General features: G+C 61.0%; 14 protein-coding genes and 1 pseudogene. 3 read left to right on the top strand and 12 right to left on the bottom strand.

The window, feature by feature from the left end; all coding sequences use genetic code 11:
- Positions 1 to 45: 45 nt before the first annotated feature.
- On the bottom strand, positions 46 to 360 hold the full coding sequence (locus tag C8K63_RS31055; protein WP_223530299.1) for a hypothetical protein: 315 nt from the start codon (positions 358 to 360) through the stop codon (positions 46 to 48).
- Between the two features lie 173 nt (positions 361 to 533).
- Here C8K63_RS31055 and C8K63_RS31310 point away from each other — a divergent pair.
- Positions 534 to 679 (top strand): annotated as a pseudogene (locus C8K63_RS31310) (lipid kinase YegS); the annotation flags it as partial.
- Here the strand turns inward: C8K63_RS31310 and C8K63_RS27785 are convergent.
- From C8K63_RS27785 to C8K63_RS27775, 3 genes are all read right to left on the bottom strand, one after another.
- Positions 641 to 1,300, bottom strand: a complete 660-nt coding sequence (locus C8K63_RS27785) for a response regulator transcription factor (RefSeq protein ID WP_108219610.1) — start codon at positions 1,298 to 1,300, stop codon at positions 641 to 643. The pseudogene C8K63_RS31310 and the gene C8K63_RS27785 sit on opposite strands and share 39 nt — an antisense overlap.
- Entirely contained in the window at positions 1,297 to 2,190 is an 894-nt protein-coding gene (locus C8K63_RS27780; protein ID WP_108219609.1) for a sensor histidine kinase, read from the bottom strand. The genes C8K63_RS27785 and C8K63_RS27780 overlap by 4 nt, the downstream gene beginning before the upstream one ends.
- A gap of 395 nt (positions 2,191 to 2,585) precedes the next feature.
- Entirely contained in the window at positions 2,586 to 3,056 is a 471-nt protein-coding gene (locus C8K63_RS27775; protein ID WP_108219608.1) for a hypothetical protein, read from the bottom strand.
- A gap of 463 nt (positions 3,057 to 3,519) precedes the next feature.
- On the opposite strand from C8K63_RS27775, the gene C8K63_RS27770 reads away from it, so the two are divergent.
- Together C8K63_RS27770 and C8K63_RS27765 are read left to right on the top strand one after the other, a co-directional pair.
- The gene (locus C8K63_RS27770) at positions 3,520 to 4,455 is read left to right on the top strand and encodes a chemotaxis protein CheV (protein WP_108219607.1); all 936 of its coding nucleotides are present in this window, start codon (positions 3,520 to 3,522) and stop codon (positions 4,453 to 4,455) included.
- A gap of 216 nt (positions 4,456 to 4,671) precedes the next feature.
- On the top strand, positions 4,672 to 5,478 hold the full coding sequence (locus C8K63_RS27765) for an MOSC domain-containing protein (protein ID WP_108219606.1): 807 nt from the start codon (positions 4,672 to 4,674) through the stop codon (positions 5,476 to 5,478).
- A gap of 84 nt (positions 5,479 to 5,562) precedes the next feature.
- Here the strand turns inward: C8K63_RS27765 and C8K63_RS27760 are convergent, their stop codons facing one another.
- From C8K63_RS27760 to C8K63_RS27725, 8 genes are all read right to left on the bottom strand, one after another.
- Positions 5,563 to 5,847: a pyrimidine/purine nucleoside phosphorylase gene (locus tag C8K63_RS27760; protein ID WP_108219605.1), complete on the bottom strand. Its 285-nt coding sequence runs from the start codon at positions 5,845 to 5,847 to the stop codon at positions 5,563 to 5,565.
- A gap of 69 nt (positions 5,848 to 5,916) precedes the next feature.
- Positions 5,917 to 6,459 carry an exonuclease domain-containing protein gene (locus tag C8K63_RS27755; protein WP_108219604.1) on the bottom strand — a complete coding sequence of 181 codons (543 nt, stop codon included), beginning with the start codon at positions 6,457 to 6,459 and terminating at the stop codon, positions 5,917 to 5,919.
- Positions 6,460 to 6,529: 70 nt separating this feature from the next.
- On the bottom strand, positions 6,530 to 8,491 hold the full coding sequence (locus C8K63_RS27750) for an acetyl/propionyl/methylcrotonyl-CoA carboxylase subunit alpha (RefSeq protein WP_108219603.1): 1,962 nt from the start codon (positions 8,489 to 8,491) through the stop codon (positions 6,530 to 6,532).
- A 108-nt stretch (positions 8,492 to 8,599) separates the two neighbouring features.
- Complete coding sequence (locus C8K63_RS27745) at positions 8,600 to 9,397, bottom strand: enoyl-CoA hydratase/isomerase family protein (RefSeq protein ID WP_108219602.1); 798 nt, start codon at positions 9,395 to 9,397, stop codon at positions 8,600 to 8,602.
- Positions 9,394 to 10,551 (bottom strand): citronellyl-CoA dehydrogenase, encoded by a 1,158-nt coding sequence (gene atuD, locus C8K63_RS27740; RefSeq protein ID WP_108219601.1) that lies wholly within the window; start codon positions 10,549 to 10,551, stop codon positions 9,394 to 9,396. The genes C8K63_RS27745 and atuD overlap by 4 nt, the downstream gene beginning before the upstream one ends.
- Positions 10,552 to 10,576: 25 nt before the next feature.
- Positions 10,577 to 12,193, bottom strand: coding sequence for a geranyl-CoA carboxylase subunit beta (gene atuC / locus C8K63_RS27735; RefSeq protein ID WP_108219600.1), 1,617 nt, complete (start codon positions 12,191 to 12,193; stop codon positions 10,577 to 10,579).
- A 3-nt stretch (positions 12,194 to 12,196) separates the two neighbouring features.
- Complete coding sequence (locus C8K63_RS27730) at positions 12,197 to 13,066, bottom strand: SDR family oxidoreductase (protein ID WP_108219599.1); 870 nt, start codon at positions 13,064 to 13,066, stop codon at positions 12,197 to 12,199.
- A gap of 12 nt (positions 13,067 to 13,078) precedes the next feature.
- Positions 13,079 to 14,881: an acyclic terpene utilization AtuA family protein gene (locus C8K63_RS27725; protein ID WP_108219598.1), complete on the bottom strand. Its 1,803-nt coding sequence runs from the start codon at positions 14,879 to 14,881 to the stop codon at positions 13,079 to 13,081.
- Between the last annotated feature and the right edge of the window lie 20 nt (positions 14,882 to 14,901).

Raw genomic sequence — 14,901 nt, 5'->3', positions numbered from 1 at the left:
ACACAAAACCCGGTTGATTGAACCGGGTTTTGTGTTGAGGGCCACTCAATGCGCCAGAAGCAATGAAATAACCTGCTCGAAACGGCTATTGGCGATCCAGCCAAGGAGGCCGAGGATCACGGCTGTTCCGCAGGCGGAATAGGCAAGCCTGTGCTTGATGGATTTGACGTCATCCAGGACTTCGTCCATGTCCCTGCGTAAGCTCTTGAGGTGTGTTTCCAGCTCGGTGACGCGAGGTTCCATATCAACTTCTCCCGTGGCTTTTGGGCTGTTGCGGTATTCAGCTCGATGGCCTGCATTTTTATTGTCTGTGAGCGGCAAGAACGAAATGGCCGGCGATCCGAGGTTTTGGCTTTGCATGGCACGTCCTTGTGGTGTCCTGCTCTAGCCCCCAAAAGTCTACCAATTCAGGTTTCCGGTCAATTGAGCCGATTCCTCACGTTTTGTAAGAAAAATCCTGCCGTGTGGGGGGATAAGACTGTCCGACTGGAAGTCATTCGTTTTCTTGCGACTTTTAACGGGGGGAGGCTTCTGGCGTCGACAGCATGTTTATTCGCGCGCGCCTGCCCTGGAAGGGGACAACTTGCGTTTCTCGGTTCGCCCGGCGGCGTTACTCGTGCATCTGCTTGAGGATTCGCTGCTAGTCGTCAAGGCTGATGATTTGTTCGCGTACGGCAAACAGCACCAGGCCGGCCACGTCGTAGATCTGCAGACGCTTCATGATCTGCGAACGGTGGGTTTCTACGGTCTTGACGCTCAGCCCCAGGCCATTTGCGATCTCTCGAGTGGATTTTCCGCGAACGATCAACCGCAGGATTTCCAGCTGACGTGCCGTCAGGTTGTGCGAGTCGGCAGGTTCGGGCGGGTGCTTCTGGTTTCGGGTCAGCGCCTGGTTGATCACCGTGTGGGCAATGGCCGGGCTCAGATAGCGCTCGTTGTTGCGCAAGGCCTCCAGCGCGTGCTCGAGCTCGGTCGCCGTGGTGTCCTTGAGCAGGTAGCCATGGGCTCCGGATTCCAGCGCCTGCATGATCAGGGCCGGGTCGGTATGCATCGAGAGGATCAGGACCTTGCTCTGCGGGCGCACCCGCTTGAGTTGCTGCAAGGCTTCGAGGCCGCCGGTCTGGCGCATCGAAATATCCAGCAGGACAATGTCCGGGGACAGCTGCTCGACCATTTCCAGCAACTGCGAGCCGTCACTGGCCTCACCGATGACGGCATAGCCCGGCAGATCCATTACCAGAGCGCGCACGCCAGCCCTGATCAGCGAGTGGTCATCCACCAGTAGTAAATTACAAGTCAATGCATAACCTTATTCGAACTGGCCCGTTCGAGCGTACGGGGCGCCCAGGGAAAAAGAGCTTCGATCTGGGTGCCTTTGCCCGGCTCGCTGGTCACGGTCAGCGTGCCACCCAGTTGATCGATCCGTTCCGACATCCCGGCCATGCCACGTTGCCCTTCACGACCGGGGTCGGTTGCAGGCGCGAAGCCCTGACCATCATCGCTGACCTGCAACTTCAGGCCTTGTGGCAGGCGCTGCAGGCAGACCACTAGGTTCTTGGCCTGGGCATGTCGCAGGATGTTGGTGACCGCTTCCTGGGTGATGCGGAAAGCCGCCAAGGCCATTTCCTCCGGTATGCCGGTCAGGCGCTGCTGGCATTCCAGGCTCCAGTGCACCGGGGTGTTGGTCAGGGTCTTGAGCAGGTGCGCGCGCAGACTGGCCTCCAGCCCGAGGCTGGTCAACTGCCGGGGATTGAGAATGGCGGATACGTCACGAACTTTGGTCAGGGTTTCTTCCAGCGTGTCGCAGAGGACCGAGCATTGCTCCTGGAGTTCTTCGGGCATCCGGCGCTTGAGCCAGTCACTTTGCAGTTTTGCGGCGGTCAGCAATTGACCGATGTCGTCATGCAGTTCCCGGCTCAGCCGGTGACGCTCGTTTTCCTGAACCTGCAACAGTCGGTCGGCCAGTTCCTGGGGCTGGAATTTGATGGATTTGCGCGAGAGGCAGTACTGCACGGCCGCACTGGTCAGCGCCGCAACGTTGAGCACCAGCAATGGCAGGGGCAACGGGTTGGACAAGCCATAGGCCAACAGACTGCCGAGCGTCGAGCAGGCGCATAACAACAGCGTGAATGTGCGTGCACTTTCTCGAGAGGGTGGCCACGTGGCGATTGACTTGAGGCTGGCGTGCATAGCGGATGGAGCCAATGGATGTTCGCTGCGGGCAGGCCGGTCATGCTGGCTGACAGGCCCCTGTTTTTTAATCTGGAGCGTCGACTTCAACGGGGTGTACTTATTTGGAGAAATCAGCCCCAAACCGTCCGGCTGCAACCACACTGCCACTAATTGGCGTCAACTAACAGGCGGCATAGTAGCACTTAAGATACCGTTGGTCGCGTCCGTATATATGTCCGAAAAGTCAGGAGTCCAGTCGTTCGGCGATGGTTCCATAAAGGAACAAGTTGGTTGATGTGTTTGTTAAAAGAGGTCGTTTATAGCGTTGAGAAAATCAATTGCGACATGTGCGCACTCAAGTTACAGCGCGGTATTGATAACCGAAACACGCCATGGGGCGTGGTTCGGCAAGTTCAGGCCTGTCGCTGCGAATAGGACACGAGGGTGAACGGCCTGGAGTTGACCGGTGGTTGAAACCGGCTTTGCCCGACCTGAAAGGCAAAGGCTTCGATCAGGGTGGCCTGTTCGCTGTCGTCGAGACTGAGCTGTCCGGTGGTCTGGTCGATGAGTTCGAGTTGCCAGGCAATCAGGGTCAGGCAGTCTTTCAGGGCATTCAGTGCCTCGTCGTGCAGGCTCATGGTGTTCTGTGCGTGGTTCAGCAGGCCATGAATATGCAGGGAAAATTCAGACACGGTCGCCAACGCCAGGGCATCGGCCTTGTTGGCCAGCTTGAGTAGTGTGCTGAGCAGGCAGTCGATGGCGTCCTTGTCATTGCTGATCAGCTGCAGATGACTCAGGCATTCCTCGGTTTTAGCCAGGAGTGTTTCAGCCTCGACGAGGAATTCCGGGAGCCGCCGGGCCCACTCTTTACGGTCGTTCGGCATACTTATCTCCACAACGTCATGTCAAATGAGGGGATATCGAGTGTGTCGACGAGGGCGGTCGGGACCCCGGCATTGTCGAGTCGTCGGGTGAACGAGCTGCGGCTGGCCCGCAGGCAGGCTGGGGAACACGAGAGGGTGGTTGGCCACTTACTTGCGATCGCACACACAAGCCTGACTCCGTTCATGCAATGAGAATGGCGTCACATTAATGGCTATTGGATATTGCGAATATCAGGTTGCGCCTGATTGTTGATAGGGGAATCCCTTACGCAGGGGAACCTTTCGCACGCGCAAAGGTCGTGTGGCGCAGAAGTGCGGCGGATGTGATAACGGCGCCAGTAAAGCATGATGTTAATATGACATCAATGGCCGGGCGTGGCATTTCAGAGAGGGTCAAGCTTCGGCAAAAACAGCCGATAACCTTCCTTGAGTGAAATCATCCGAACAAGACCAGGAGTCATTGATGGCCGGCATTCTCGACACGGTAGACCAACGCACGCAATTGGTGGGTGAGAATCGCCTGGAAATTCTCATGTTCCGGCTCGCCGGACGGCAATTGTTCGCGATCAACGTCTTTAAAGTACAGGAAGTCTTGCAACTGCCAAAGTTGACGCTGATGCCGCAGCGCCATCCTTTTGTGTGCGGCGTGGTCAACCTGCGTGGCCAGACCCTGCCGGTGATCGACCTGTCCCAGGCCATTGGTATGCGCCCGTTGGTGCCGGGGCCTGGCAGCACGATTATCGTCACCGAATACAACCGTTCGGTGCAGGCCTTCCTGGTCGGTGGCGTGGACCGGATCGTCAACATGAACTGGGAAGCCATCCTGCCGCCACCGAGCAGTGCCGGCCGCCAGCACTACCTGACGGCCATCAGCAAAGTCGATGATCAACTGGTGGAAATCATTGATGTCGAAAAGGTCTTGGCCGAAATCGTCCCGTACAACGCCAAAGTCTCCCGCGACAAGCTCGAAGATCCGGTGCTGGAACGTGCCCGTGGTCGTGAGGTGCTGCTGGTGGACGACTCGAACGTGGCCCTGGCGCAATTGCGCGATACCCTGGGACAGCTCGGCGTGAAGATGCACATCGCCAGTGACGGGCTGAAGGCCTTGAACATGCTCAAGGCCTGGGCCGATACCGGCGTGGACATGACCGACAAACTGCTGATGGTCTTCACCGATGCGGAAATGCCGGAAATGGATGGCTATCGCCTGACCACCGAAATTCGCAACGATCCACGCCTGCGCGGCTTGTACGTGGTGCTGCACACCTCTTTGTCCGGTAGTTTCAACGACTCGATGGTCAAAAAGGTCGGCTGCGACAACTTTCTCTCCAAATTCCAGCCGGACAAACTCGTCGACGTGGTGCGCCAGCGCCTGATGCTTGACGACGTACCGGCCTGATCAGGCCATGGTCAACTACTGTAGGAGCGAGCTTGCTCCGGGCGGCGTTCCGACGATGGTCTTGAACGATAACGCGTAAAACCAGATGCCCAGCGGCGTCCTTGGGTTTTTCGCGAGCAATCGAGCGTCGACCGGCTGCTCCTACAGGGTTTTTGGTCTTTGATTCGGCCTTCAAGCTCGTATAGGGTGGCGTTTTTGCCTATCAGGGAGCTGGCCATGTTGCGTCTGAGCGCGCTGTATCGTTATCCGTTGAAATCCGCCAAAGGCGAGACGCTGCAACAGACCGGTCTCGATAAACTCGGGCTGGACGGCGATCGACGCTGGATGCTGGTGGACGAGGCCAGCGGGCGCTTCCTGACCCAGCGTGCGGTGGCGCAGATGAGCCAGTTGTCGGCGTTGTGGAATGTCGAAGGTGGCTTGACCCTCAGTGCGCCCGGCCATTCGCCGATCGACATTGCCTTGCCAGGTAGCGATGCACAATTGCGAGGCGTGACGATCTGGCGCGATACCTTGCGAGTGCCCGATGCAGGCGATGAAGCCGGTGCCTGGGTCAGCCAGTTCATCGGCAAACCGACACGCCTGGTGCAAGTGCCGCTCGAACGGGCGCGGATGACGGAGGCTGGCTACGGCAAGGATGACGATCAGGTGGCGTTCGCCGATGGCTATCCGCTGTTGCTGATCGGCCAGGCCTCTCTCGAGGACTTGTCGCAACGGGTCGGGCGTCCGTTGGAGATGCTGCGTTTCCGGCCGAACCTGGTGATCGAAGGCAGTGCAGCGTTCGCCGAGGACGGCTGGAAGCGTATTCGTATCGGCGAGGTCGAGTTCCGCGTGGTCAAGTCCTGTTCACGCTGCATCCTGACCACCATCGACCCGCAAACCGGGGAGCGCGGTGACGACCGCGAACCCTTGGCCACCTTGCAGAAATACCGTGCCCAGGCGGACGGCGCCATGTTCGGCCAGAACCTGGTCAACGACGGCAACGGTCGACTCGAAGTCGGCATGCCGGTGGAGATCCTCGAGTAACTTTGCGCAGAAATAAAAATGCCCGTGTCGAAAAACACGGGCATTTTTATTGCGGCGACTTTTTTTGGTTGAGGCCGCGCAGGCTTAGCCGCGGTATTCGCACAGGTAGGCAGTGTCGACGGCCACTTTCAGCTGGAACTTGCTGTTGGCCGGCACATTGAACTGGCTGCCGGCAGCGAAGGTTTCCCAGTCGCTGCTGTCCGGCAGCCTGACGGTCAGTGCACCGCTGACCACGTGCATGATTTCACGCTGGCTGGTGCCGAATTCGTACTCGCCCGGAGCCATGACGCCGATGGTCGCTGGACCTTCTGCGGTGCCAAAGGCGATCGACTTGACGGTGCCGTCGAAGTACTCGTTGACTTTAAACATGGGCGATTCCTCGAAAAGGGCTAAAAAGGGCCGGCCAGTATGCACAAGGCTCTTGGCGTCGTCACCTGTCTAAAGCGGCAGAACCAGCGGCAGCAGGCGTGCGGTATTGCGCGCATCTTCCAGCGCCCGGTGTTGCTGGCCGGTGAACTGCAGGCCGGCCAGTTGCAAGGCGCCGTTCAACCCCAGCGGACGTTCCAGGCGTCGGGCCTTGGCAAAGCGCTGTTTGAGGTTCATGTGCGGCACGTTGGCCAGCATGCTGGCGAGTCCCAGTTGCTGCCAATCCTGAAGCAATTGTTTGCGATCGTAATCGCCCCAACTGGCCCAGCCCTCAAGTCGTGTGTGGTGTTGGCCGAGCCAGCGTTCAAATGCCGGCCAGACTTCGCCCAGCGGTTGCGCGGCATCGATATTGGCTTGGGTAATGTGCGTCAGCTCGCGGCAAAACGGCGTCAGCAACGGCCGTCGCGAGGGCCGGACGAAGCGCTGGAACTGGTCCAGTTCGCGTCCCTTGCGGTCCACCAGGGTGGCGCCGATTTCAATGATTTCCATATCCGTTACGGGCCAACCACCTTCATCGGTGGTGGCCTCCAGATCAATGACCAGCCAGTGAGGCATTGCAGGTTTCCTGGTATCCGCGTCCTGTAGGGTTTGAGCGTAGCCAAACCCGGCGGTTCCGCCTAGCGGCTTATTCGACCTCCAACAGAATCTGCCGGTTTTTTACCTGATCCCCGACTTTGACTTGAAGGCGTTTGAGCACACCGTCGATGCCCGATTTCAACGGGTGCTCCATTTTCATCGCCTCCAGTACCACCAGCAACTGGCCCTTGCTCACGGGGCTGCCTTCATTGACCAGGACGTCGACAATCGCCCCGTCCATCGGTGCCTTGAGGGTGCCGGAGCTGACACCGGCCTGGCCGGTCACCTGTGCCTGGGTGCGATCCTCAAACTGCAGGTTGCCTGGGCGGGTAAACAGCCAGAGCTGCCCGGCCTCCAGGCGATAAGCGTGGCGCTGGCGGATGCCATCGATCTCAAGGGTGGCCCAGCGTCCGTCGTTGTGGATGATCTGCAGAGCGAGGTTGTGCCCGGCGACCTGAATGTGCAACGGCTCGCCGGGGATTGCCCGCAATGCTACCGGCCAATCCTGATCCTCAAGACCGATGCGATAGTGCAGCGGTACGCTGGCGTTGTTGCGCCAACCGCAAAGCGCGGCCGGATGAGCCTGCGCTGAGGCCTGATAGAAGAGGGCGGTGGCGATGGCCAGGTGATGCGCGCCCGGGGCATGGGATTGCAGGCAGGCATGCTCGGAAAAGTGCTGCGCGATGAACCCGGTGCTGAAGTCCCCGCCGGCGAACTGCGGGTGTTCCAGCAGGCTGGCGAGCAAACGCTGATTGCTTTGCACGCCCAGCAGCACGCTGTCTTGTACCGCCCGCAGCAATTTGCGTCGGGCTTGCTCGCGGGTGGCGCCGTGGGCAATGAGCTTGCCGAGCATCGGGTCGTAGAAGGGGCTGATGACCTGGCCTTCGATCAGGCCGTGGTCGATCCGCACGCCGTCCTGCAATCCCGGTTCCCAGGCCACGACGCGCCCGGTTTGCGGCAGAAAACCCTGAGCCGGATCTTCGGCATACAGGCGTACTTCCATGGCGTGCCCGTGGAGTTGCACCTGCTCCTGGCGCAAGGGCAGCGGCTGCCCTTCGGCAATATTCAACTGCCAGGCCACCAGGTCCAGGCCGGTGATCAGTTCGGTCACCGGGTGCTCCACTTGCAGCCGGGTGTTCATCTCCAGGAAATAGAATTGCCCGCGTGCATCCAGCAAAAACTCCACCGTGCCTGCACCGACGTACTGCACCGCGCGCCCGGCCTTGAGCGCCGCTTCGCCCATGGCCTGCCGCAGTTCAGGCGTCATCACCGGGCAGGGTGCTTCCTCGATGACTTTCTGATGCCGGCGCTGCACCGAACAGTCGCGCTCACCGAGGTAAATCAGGTTGCCATGCCGGTCACCGAACAGCTGGACCTCGACGTGACGGGGTTCGACCAATGCCTGTTCGAGAATCAGTTCGCCGCTGCCAAAACCGTTCATGGCTTCGGAGCGCGCGGTGCGAATCTGTTCCAGCAAGTCGCTGGCGTTGTGCACCAGGCGCATGCCGCGTCCACCGCCCCCAGCGCTGGCCTTGATCATCAACGGATAGCCGATGCACCCGGCTTCGCGGCTCAGGGTGGTGTCGTCCTGTTCGGCGCCTTGATAGCCTTTGATGCAGGGCACGCCGGCTTCGAGCATGGCAATCTTCGACAGGCGCTTGCTGCCCATCAGTTCGATGGCCGCGGGGCTGGGGCCGATGAAGGTGATGCCGGCGTCCTGGCACGCGAGGGCAAACCCGGCGTTTTCCGAGAGGAAGCCGTAGCCCGGATGGATCGCATCCGCGCCCGTGCGCCGGGCCGCATCGAGGATGGCCTGGACGTTCAAATAAGACTGGTGCACCGGGGCCGGACCGATGTTGACCGCCTCGTCGGCCATCTGCACGTGGAGTGCATCGGCGTCGGCGTCGCTGAACACGGCGACCGTGCGATAGCCCTGCGCCTGGGCCGTACGCTGGATGCGGCAGGCGATTTCACCGCGGTTGGCGATGAGGATTTTCTTGAGTCCGGGCATGGGGCGTCTCTCGAATTGTGCGGTGAAAGTGCTGGCCTCTTCGCGAGCAGGCTCGCTCCCACAGGGGAATGCATTTCAAATGTGGGAGCGAGCCTGCTCGCGAAGTTTTTAAATGGCCCACCCCGGTTTACGCTTTTGCACGAAAGCCATCGTTCCCTCGACGCCTTCCGCCCCGGTCACCGCTTCGCTGAACCATTGAGCCGCTTGATCCAGCAACTCATCCGAGGGCTGCCCAGCGCTTGCCAGCAAGAGTTTCTTGGTCATCGCATTCGCCTCGGGCGCACAACACAACACATGGGCCAACACCTCATCGAGACGCTCGGCCAGGGCCTGCGGATCATGCTCGACAAAATGCACCAGCCCCATGCGGCGCGCCTGGTTGCCATCAAAGCGGGCCGCGGTCAGGGCCAGTCTTCGGGCCTGGGTCAAACCGATACGCTGCACCACGAACGGCGCGATCTGCGCCGGCAGCAGGCCGAGGCTGGTTTCCGGCAGGCCGAATTGCGCCTGGTGATCGGCCATGGCGATGTCGCTGACACAGGCCAGGCCGAAACCACCGCCAAGCACCGTGCCTTGCAACACCGTGATCACCACTTGTGGCGCGTGTTGCACCTCTTGCAGCAGTGCACCGAACAACCGATTCAAGTCGCGGTGTGCGCTCGAACCCTGAGTACGGGTGTTGGCCATATCCTTGAGATCGCCGCCAGCGCAAAAGTGACCGCCGGCACCGCCGATCACCAAGGCTCGGACGCCTCGGTCATCGCGCACGGCTGCCAGCACCGAGCGCAACTCGGCGACCATCTGCAAGCTCATCGCATTGCGGCATTCCGGGCGGTTGAGGGTGATGTGCAACACACCGTTGTGCAGTTCCAGCAACAAGGTCTGGCAAACCGGCAGGTTGTTCATTTCTTTTTCCCCGGCAGAATGCCCATGAGTTTGCAGATGATCCCCAGCATGATTTCGTCGGCACCGCCGCCGATCGATACCAGCCTCACGTCACGGTAAGCCCGGGCCACCGGGTTGTCCCACATGAAGCCCATGCCACCCCAGTATTGCAGGCAACTGTCACTGACTTCGCGGCCCAGCCGCCCGGCCTTGAGCTTGGCCATGGAGGCCAGGCGCGTGACGTCCTGGCCTTTGATGTACTGCTCGGTGGCCTGATAGACCAGTGCCCGCAGGCATTCGATTTCGGTTTGCAGTTCCGCCAGGCGGAAGTGGATCACCTGATTGTCGATCAGCGCGTTGCCGAAGGTCTTGCGCTCCTTGCAGTATTCGATGGTGCTGTCGACACAGTACTCCAGGCCTTTGATCATGTTGGCCGCACCGAACAGGCGTTCCTCCTGGAACTGCAGCATCTGCATCATGAACCCCGCACCTTCATGACCGATGCGGTTGCGCTGCGGTACACGCACATTGTCGAAAAATACCTGGGCGGTTTCCGAGCTGCGCATGCCGAGCTTGTCCAGGTGCGAGCTGAGGCTGATGCCCGGTGTGTTCATCGGCACCATGATCAGCGACTTGTTGATATGCGGTTTGTCGTCCGAGGTGTTGGCCAGCAGGCAGATGAAGTCGGCGCTCGGCGAGTTGGTGATCCACATCTTGCTGCCGTTGATCACATAATCGTCGCCGTCCTTGCGCGCAGTGGTTTTCAATCCGGCAACGTCAGAACCGGCGCCGACTTCGGAGACACCGATGCAGCCGACCTGCTCGCCGCTGATGGCCGGGCGCAGGAATTCCTCGCGCAACTCATCGGAGCCGAACCGTGCCAGGGCGGGTGTGCACATGTCGGTCTGCACGCCGATGGACATCGGGATGCCGCCGCAATGAATGGTGCCGAACTCTTCGGCCGCGACGATCGAATAGCTGTAGTCGAGCCCCATGCCGCCGAATTTTTCCGGTTTGGAAATACCCAACAAACCGAGGTCGCCGGCCTTGCGGAAGATGTCGTGGATGGGGAAGCGCCCGGCCTTTTCCCATTCCTCGACGTGCGGGTTGATCTCGTGCTCGACGAATTGGTGCACGGTGCGGCGCAGTGCTTCGTGTTCCTGGGTGAAGATCATTTTTATTGTTCTCCTCTGATCGCCCTTAGAAGCGGGCTACGCCAAAACTGTTGGCTTGCAATGGCCGCACCTCGGCCTCGTGACAGATGTCCAGCAAGTAACCGAGCAAAGTCCGGGTATCGCGCGGGTCGATCAATCCGTCGTCCCACAGATTGGCGCTGCCGTAGAGCGCCGTGGACTGGCTGTCGAGTTTCTGCGCGGTGACCTGTTCGAGCATGTCGAGCATTTTCGGATCGGGCACCAGGCCGTCCTTGGCCTGTTTGGCCTCGGTGACGATGCGCAGCACTTTGCCCGCTTGTGCACCGCCCATCACGGCGGTGCGGCTGTTGGGCCAGGCGAAGATGAAGCGCGGGTCAAGGCCGCGTCCGCACATCGCATAGTTGCCCGCGCCATAGGAGCCACCGACGACGATGGTCAGCTTCGGCACCCGGGCGTTGGCCACTGCCTGGATCATCTTCGCGCCGTGCTTGATCACGCCTTGCTGTTCCGATTCGGTGCCGACCATGAACCCGGTGGTGTTGTGGAAAAACAGCAGCGGCGTGCGGCTCTGGTCGCACAGCTGGATGAACTGCGCGGCCTTGCTCGCGCCTTTTGGCGTGATCGGGCCGTTGTTGCCGATGAAGCCACAGGCGCGGCCCTGAATTTTCAGATGACCGCACACAGTCTGATGATCGAATTCGCCCTTGAACTCAAGAAAGTTTGAAGCGTCGGCAATCCGGGCGATGATTTCGCGCACATCGTAGGGTTTTTTCGGGTCATCCGGGATCAGGCCCAGCAGTTCGTCGATAGGGTAGAGCGGCTCCTCCCAGCGACGTTCGGGGAGTCGGGGTAACTGCTCGTTCCACGGCAGCAAGGCGACGATCTCGCGCACCTGACGCACACCGTCGGCGTCGTTTTCAGCCAGGTATTCGGCGGTACCGGCGGTTTGTGCGTGCATCTCGGCGCCGCCCAGTTCCTCATCGGTCGCGACTTCTCCGGTGGCGGCCTTGAGCAGTGGCGGGCCGGCGAGAAACAGCTTGGCCTTGCCGCGCACCACCACCACGTAATCCGACAGCCCCGGCTGATAGGCACCGCCCGCCGTGGCCGAGCCGTGCACCACAGTGATCTGCGGCAACCCCATGGCCGACATCCGCGCCTGATTGGCAAAGCTGCGTGCGCCTTCGACGAAAATCTCCGCCGCGTAATTGAGGTTGGCACCGCCGCTTTCGGCGAGGGTGATCACCGGCAGTTTGTTTTCCATGGCGATCTGTTGCAGGCGCAGGGATTTTTTCAAACCGCTGGGGGAGATGGTTCCGCCCCTGATCGCGCTGTTGTTCGCCACCACCAGCACGCGCACGCCGGATACGTAACCGATACCGGCGATCAAGCCGCCACCGGCGCAGCTGCCGTCCTTGTCGTCGTGCAGCTTGTAGCCGGCCAGGCTCGCCAGTTCAAGAAACGGCGCGCCGGGGTCCAACAGTAGATTGAGGCGTTCACGGGGCAATAATTGACCGCGTTTTTCGAACCTGGGTTTGGCTTCGGCAGCCTTGTTCAGCAGGTTCTGTTCGAGCACGCGAACTTGCTCGATGGCGCTCAGCATCGCCGCGCGGTTCCGGGCGAACGGCTCGCTGTGGGGATCGAGTAACGACTGAATCACCGGCATGGGTTATTCCTTGTCCTTCAACACGTCTGGTACGTAGGCGCGATGGAAGCCGTTATACGACGTGCTGTTGGTTGCCTTGTGAATCGGCCAGGCGCGCCCGCCGAGGCTGGCGGCGCCGTCGATGCGCAAGGTGGCGCCGCTGACGAACGCTGCTGCCGGGCTGAGCAGGAATACAATCGCCGCGCTGACTTCCGATTCGGTGCCGATGCGCTTGAGCGGCACGTGTTCGCGCAACGTCGGAATCGCAGCCTTGAAGGCGCCTTCGTAGGTGTCCATGCCGCTGGAGGCAATCCAGCCCGGCGCCACGGCGTTGACCCGCACCCCGGCATGACCCCATTCGTACGCAGCGGTCTTGGTCAGGTTGTCCATGCCCGAACGTGCCGCGCCGGAGTGACCCATACCGGGCATGCCGCCCCACATGTCGGCGAGCATGTTGACGATCGCGCCGCCGTGCTTGCTCATGGACTGGTTGAACACTTCCCGGGCCATCAGGAAACCGCCCACCAGATTGGTGCGCATCACGGTTTCGAACCCCTTCTGATTGATCGAGGCCAGGGGCGAGGGGTACTGCCCGCCCGCATTATTGACCAGGCCATGAATGGGGCCATGCTTGCGAATCAATTCGCTGACCAGGTGCTCCACCGGTTCTTCCTCGCGGATGTCGCAAACCGCCCAATCGGCCTTGCCGCCGTCTTCGGCGATCTCCGCTGCAACGGTTTTCAGCTTGTCGGCCTTGCGCCCGACCAGCAGCACATGGGCGCCGAGGGCCGCCAGTTCGTGGGCGGTGCAGCGGCCGATGCCACTGCCACCGCCGGTGACGATGATGTTTTGGCCGGCAAACAAATCGGCTTTGAAAATCGAATCGTAGGCCATGGCGGCAATCCTCTAGTTGAACTGGTCGGCGATGCGCTGCGGCACCGGAATCTGGATTTCCAGCAGTTGCTGGGCGAAGGCTTTGCCTTGCGGATCGATTCGCAAGCTGGCGACACCGCCGCCGCCGAGGGCGTTTTCCAGCAGGAAATTCAGGCTGTGGCTGGCGGGCAAGTACCAGCGTTCGACTCGCCCGTGGATGGGATCGAGAACGTGGCCCATCCAGTCGACGATCACTTCCGGGGTCAAGGCTTCGGCGATCCATGGCAGGAACTCGGGCTCGCGGGCCATGACGCCGATGTTGCTGTGGTTGCCCTTGTCGCCGGAACGGGCGACCGCCAGTTTGACCAGGGCCACGCTGGAGTCGGCCAGGCCCGTCGGTTTCGGTGGTGCGAGCGCGGCTGGCAGGTCCAGCGGGTCGAGCACATCGAGGGCGGGCAGGGCACACCGGTGGTGCTGGCCCATGCAATCAATGTCCAGCGTGCAGGCGGTTTTGTCGATCAGGAACGAGAACAGCCGGATCAGCGGATACACCGTCGGCCGGCCACCGACAATGCCGGTCAGCCCCGGCGCCATGCCGGTGGCGGCCTGGGCGATTTCCCGGGAGAACACGATCAAGGCCTGCTTGTCCGGATGGCGCACCGCGAGCTTTATCACCACTTCGCGGGTGTCCTGACGCTGGCCGTGGGGGCCGTAGGTGGCCTCGCTGCCCAGCAACTCGATACTCACGTCGCTGTAGGGTGCCCAGCCACGCTGGCGGAACATTTCCGAGGTCTTGTTGATGATCGCATCGCTGACTCGTCGCGCCTTGTCGACGGCATCGATGCCGGCAATCAGGCAACTGGCGGTGCAGCGAAAACCATCGGGGCAGGTGGCGCTGACCTTGTATTGTGCGGTTGGCGGCAGGCCTTTGGCGCCGTGCACCTGCACTGCGTTCTTGCCTTGTTGCAGCAGTTTGACCTGAGTGAAGTCGCACACCACATCGGGCAGCAGATATGCCCGGGGGTCACCGATTTCGTACAGCATCTGTTCGCCCACCGTCAGTGGCGTGACCAGCCCGCCGGTACCTTCGGGTTTGCTGACGATGAACTGGCTGTCGGCGCTGACTTCGACGATGGGAAAGCCGATGTGTTCGTAGTCGGGGACGTCGCGCCAATCCGTGAAGTTGCCGCCCGTGCATTGGGCGCCGCATTCGATGATGTGCCCGGCCAATGCCGCCTGGGCGAGCTTGTCGTAGTCGTGCCACGACCAGCCGAACTCATGCACCAGCGCAGCGCTGACCACCGCACTGTCGACCACGCGCCCGGTGATCACGATGTCCGCCCCCAGGCGCAGGGCTTCGACAATACCGGGTGCGCCGAGGTAGGCGTTGGTCGAGAGGCACATCGATGGCAGGGGCGCGCCGCTGAACATTTCATGAATGCCCAGGTCGCGCAGCTGTTTGAATTGCGGCTGAAGGTCGTCCCCCAGCAGCACGGCGATCTTCAGCGCCACCCCGGCCTTGTCGCAGGCCGCTTGCAGGGCGGCGGCGCAGGCTTGGGGATTGACCCCGCCGGCATTGCTGATGACCCGGATGTTCTGCTGTGCGAGTTGTGGCAGCAAGGGCGCGAGCACTTCGATGAAGTCGCCCGCATAGCCGGCCTGAGGATCTTTCATCCGCGCGCCGGCCATGATCGACAGGGTGATTTCGGCCAGGTAATCGAAGACCAGGTAGTCCAGATGCCCGTGTTCCACGAGTTGCGCGGCAGCGGTCGAGGTATCGCCCCAGAAGGCGCTGGCGCAACCGATGCGAATTGTTTTAGGCGCAGTCCATTCCATAGCCACCTCCAACCGAAGTG

Origin of the sequence: Pseudomonas sp. GV085 (assembly GCF_003050925.1) — a bacterium.
GTDB lineage: Bacteria > Pseudomonadota > Gammaproteobacteria > Pseudomonadales > Pseudomonadaceae > Aquipseudomonas.
This window is presented reverse-complemented; position numbering and strand designations above follow the sequence as displayed.

What these genes read in the sequence shown, in the direction of transcription:
- C8K63_RS31055 (WP_223530299.1), bottom strand. Translation starts at nt 360, where the DNA reads ATGCAAAGCCAAAACCTCGGATCGCCGGCCATTTCGTTCTTGCCGCTC.
- C8K63_RS27780 (WP_108219609.1), bottom strand. Translation starts at nt 2,190, where the DNA reads ATGCACGCCAGCCTCAAGTCAATCGCCACGTGGCCACCCTCTCGAGAA.
- C8K63_RS27775 (WP_108219608.1), bottom strand. Translation starts at nt 3,056, where the DNA reads ATGCCGAACGACCGTAAAGAGTGGGCCCGGCGGCTCCCGGAATTCCTC.
- C8K63_RS27770 (WP_108219607.1), top strand. Translation starts at nt 3,520, where the DNA reads ATGGCCGGCATTCTCGACACGGTAGACCAACGCACGCAATTGGTGGGT.
- C8K63_RS27765 (WP_108219606.1), top strand. Translation starts at nt 4,672, where the DNA reads ATGTTGCGTCTGAGCGCGCTGTATCGTTATCCGTTGAAATCCGCCAAA.
- C8K63_RS27760 (WP_108219605.1), bottom strand. Translation starts at nt 5,847, where the DNA reads ATGTTTAAAGTCAACGAGTACTTCGACGGCACCGTCAAGTCGATCGCC.
- C8K63_RS27755 (WP_108219604.1), bottom strand. Translation starts at nt 6,459, where the DNA reads ATGCCTCACTGGCTGGTCATTGATCTGGAGGCCACCACCGATGAAGGT.
- C8K63_RS27750 (WP_108219603.1), bottom strand. Translation starts at nt 8,491, where the DNA reads ATGCCCGGACTCAAGAAAATCCTCATCGCCAACCGCGGTGAAATCGCC.
- C8K63_RS27745 (WP_108219602.1), bottom strand. Translation starts at nt 9,397, where the DNA reads ATGAACAACCTGCCGGTTTGCCAGACCTTGTTGCTGGAACTGCACAAC.
- atuD (WP_108219601.1), bottom strand. Translation starts at nt 10,551, where the DNA reads ATGATCTTCACCCAGGAACACGAAGCACTGCGCCGCACCGTGCACCAA.
- atuC (WP_108219600.1), bottom strand. Translation starts at nt 12,193, where the DNA reads ATGCCGGTGATTCAGTCGTTACTCGATCCCCACAGCGAGCCGTTCGCC.
- C8K63_RS27730 (WP_108219599.1), bottom strand. Translation starts at nt 13,066, where the DNA reads ATGGCCTACGATTCGATTTTCAAAGCCGATTTGTTTGCCGGCCAAAAC.
- C8K63_RS27725 (WP_108219598.1), bottom strand. Translation starts at nt 14,881, where the DNA reads ATGGAATGGACTGCGCCTAAAACAATTCGCATCGGTTGCGCCAGCGCC.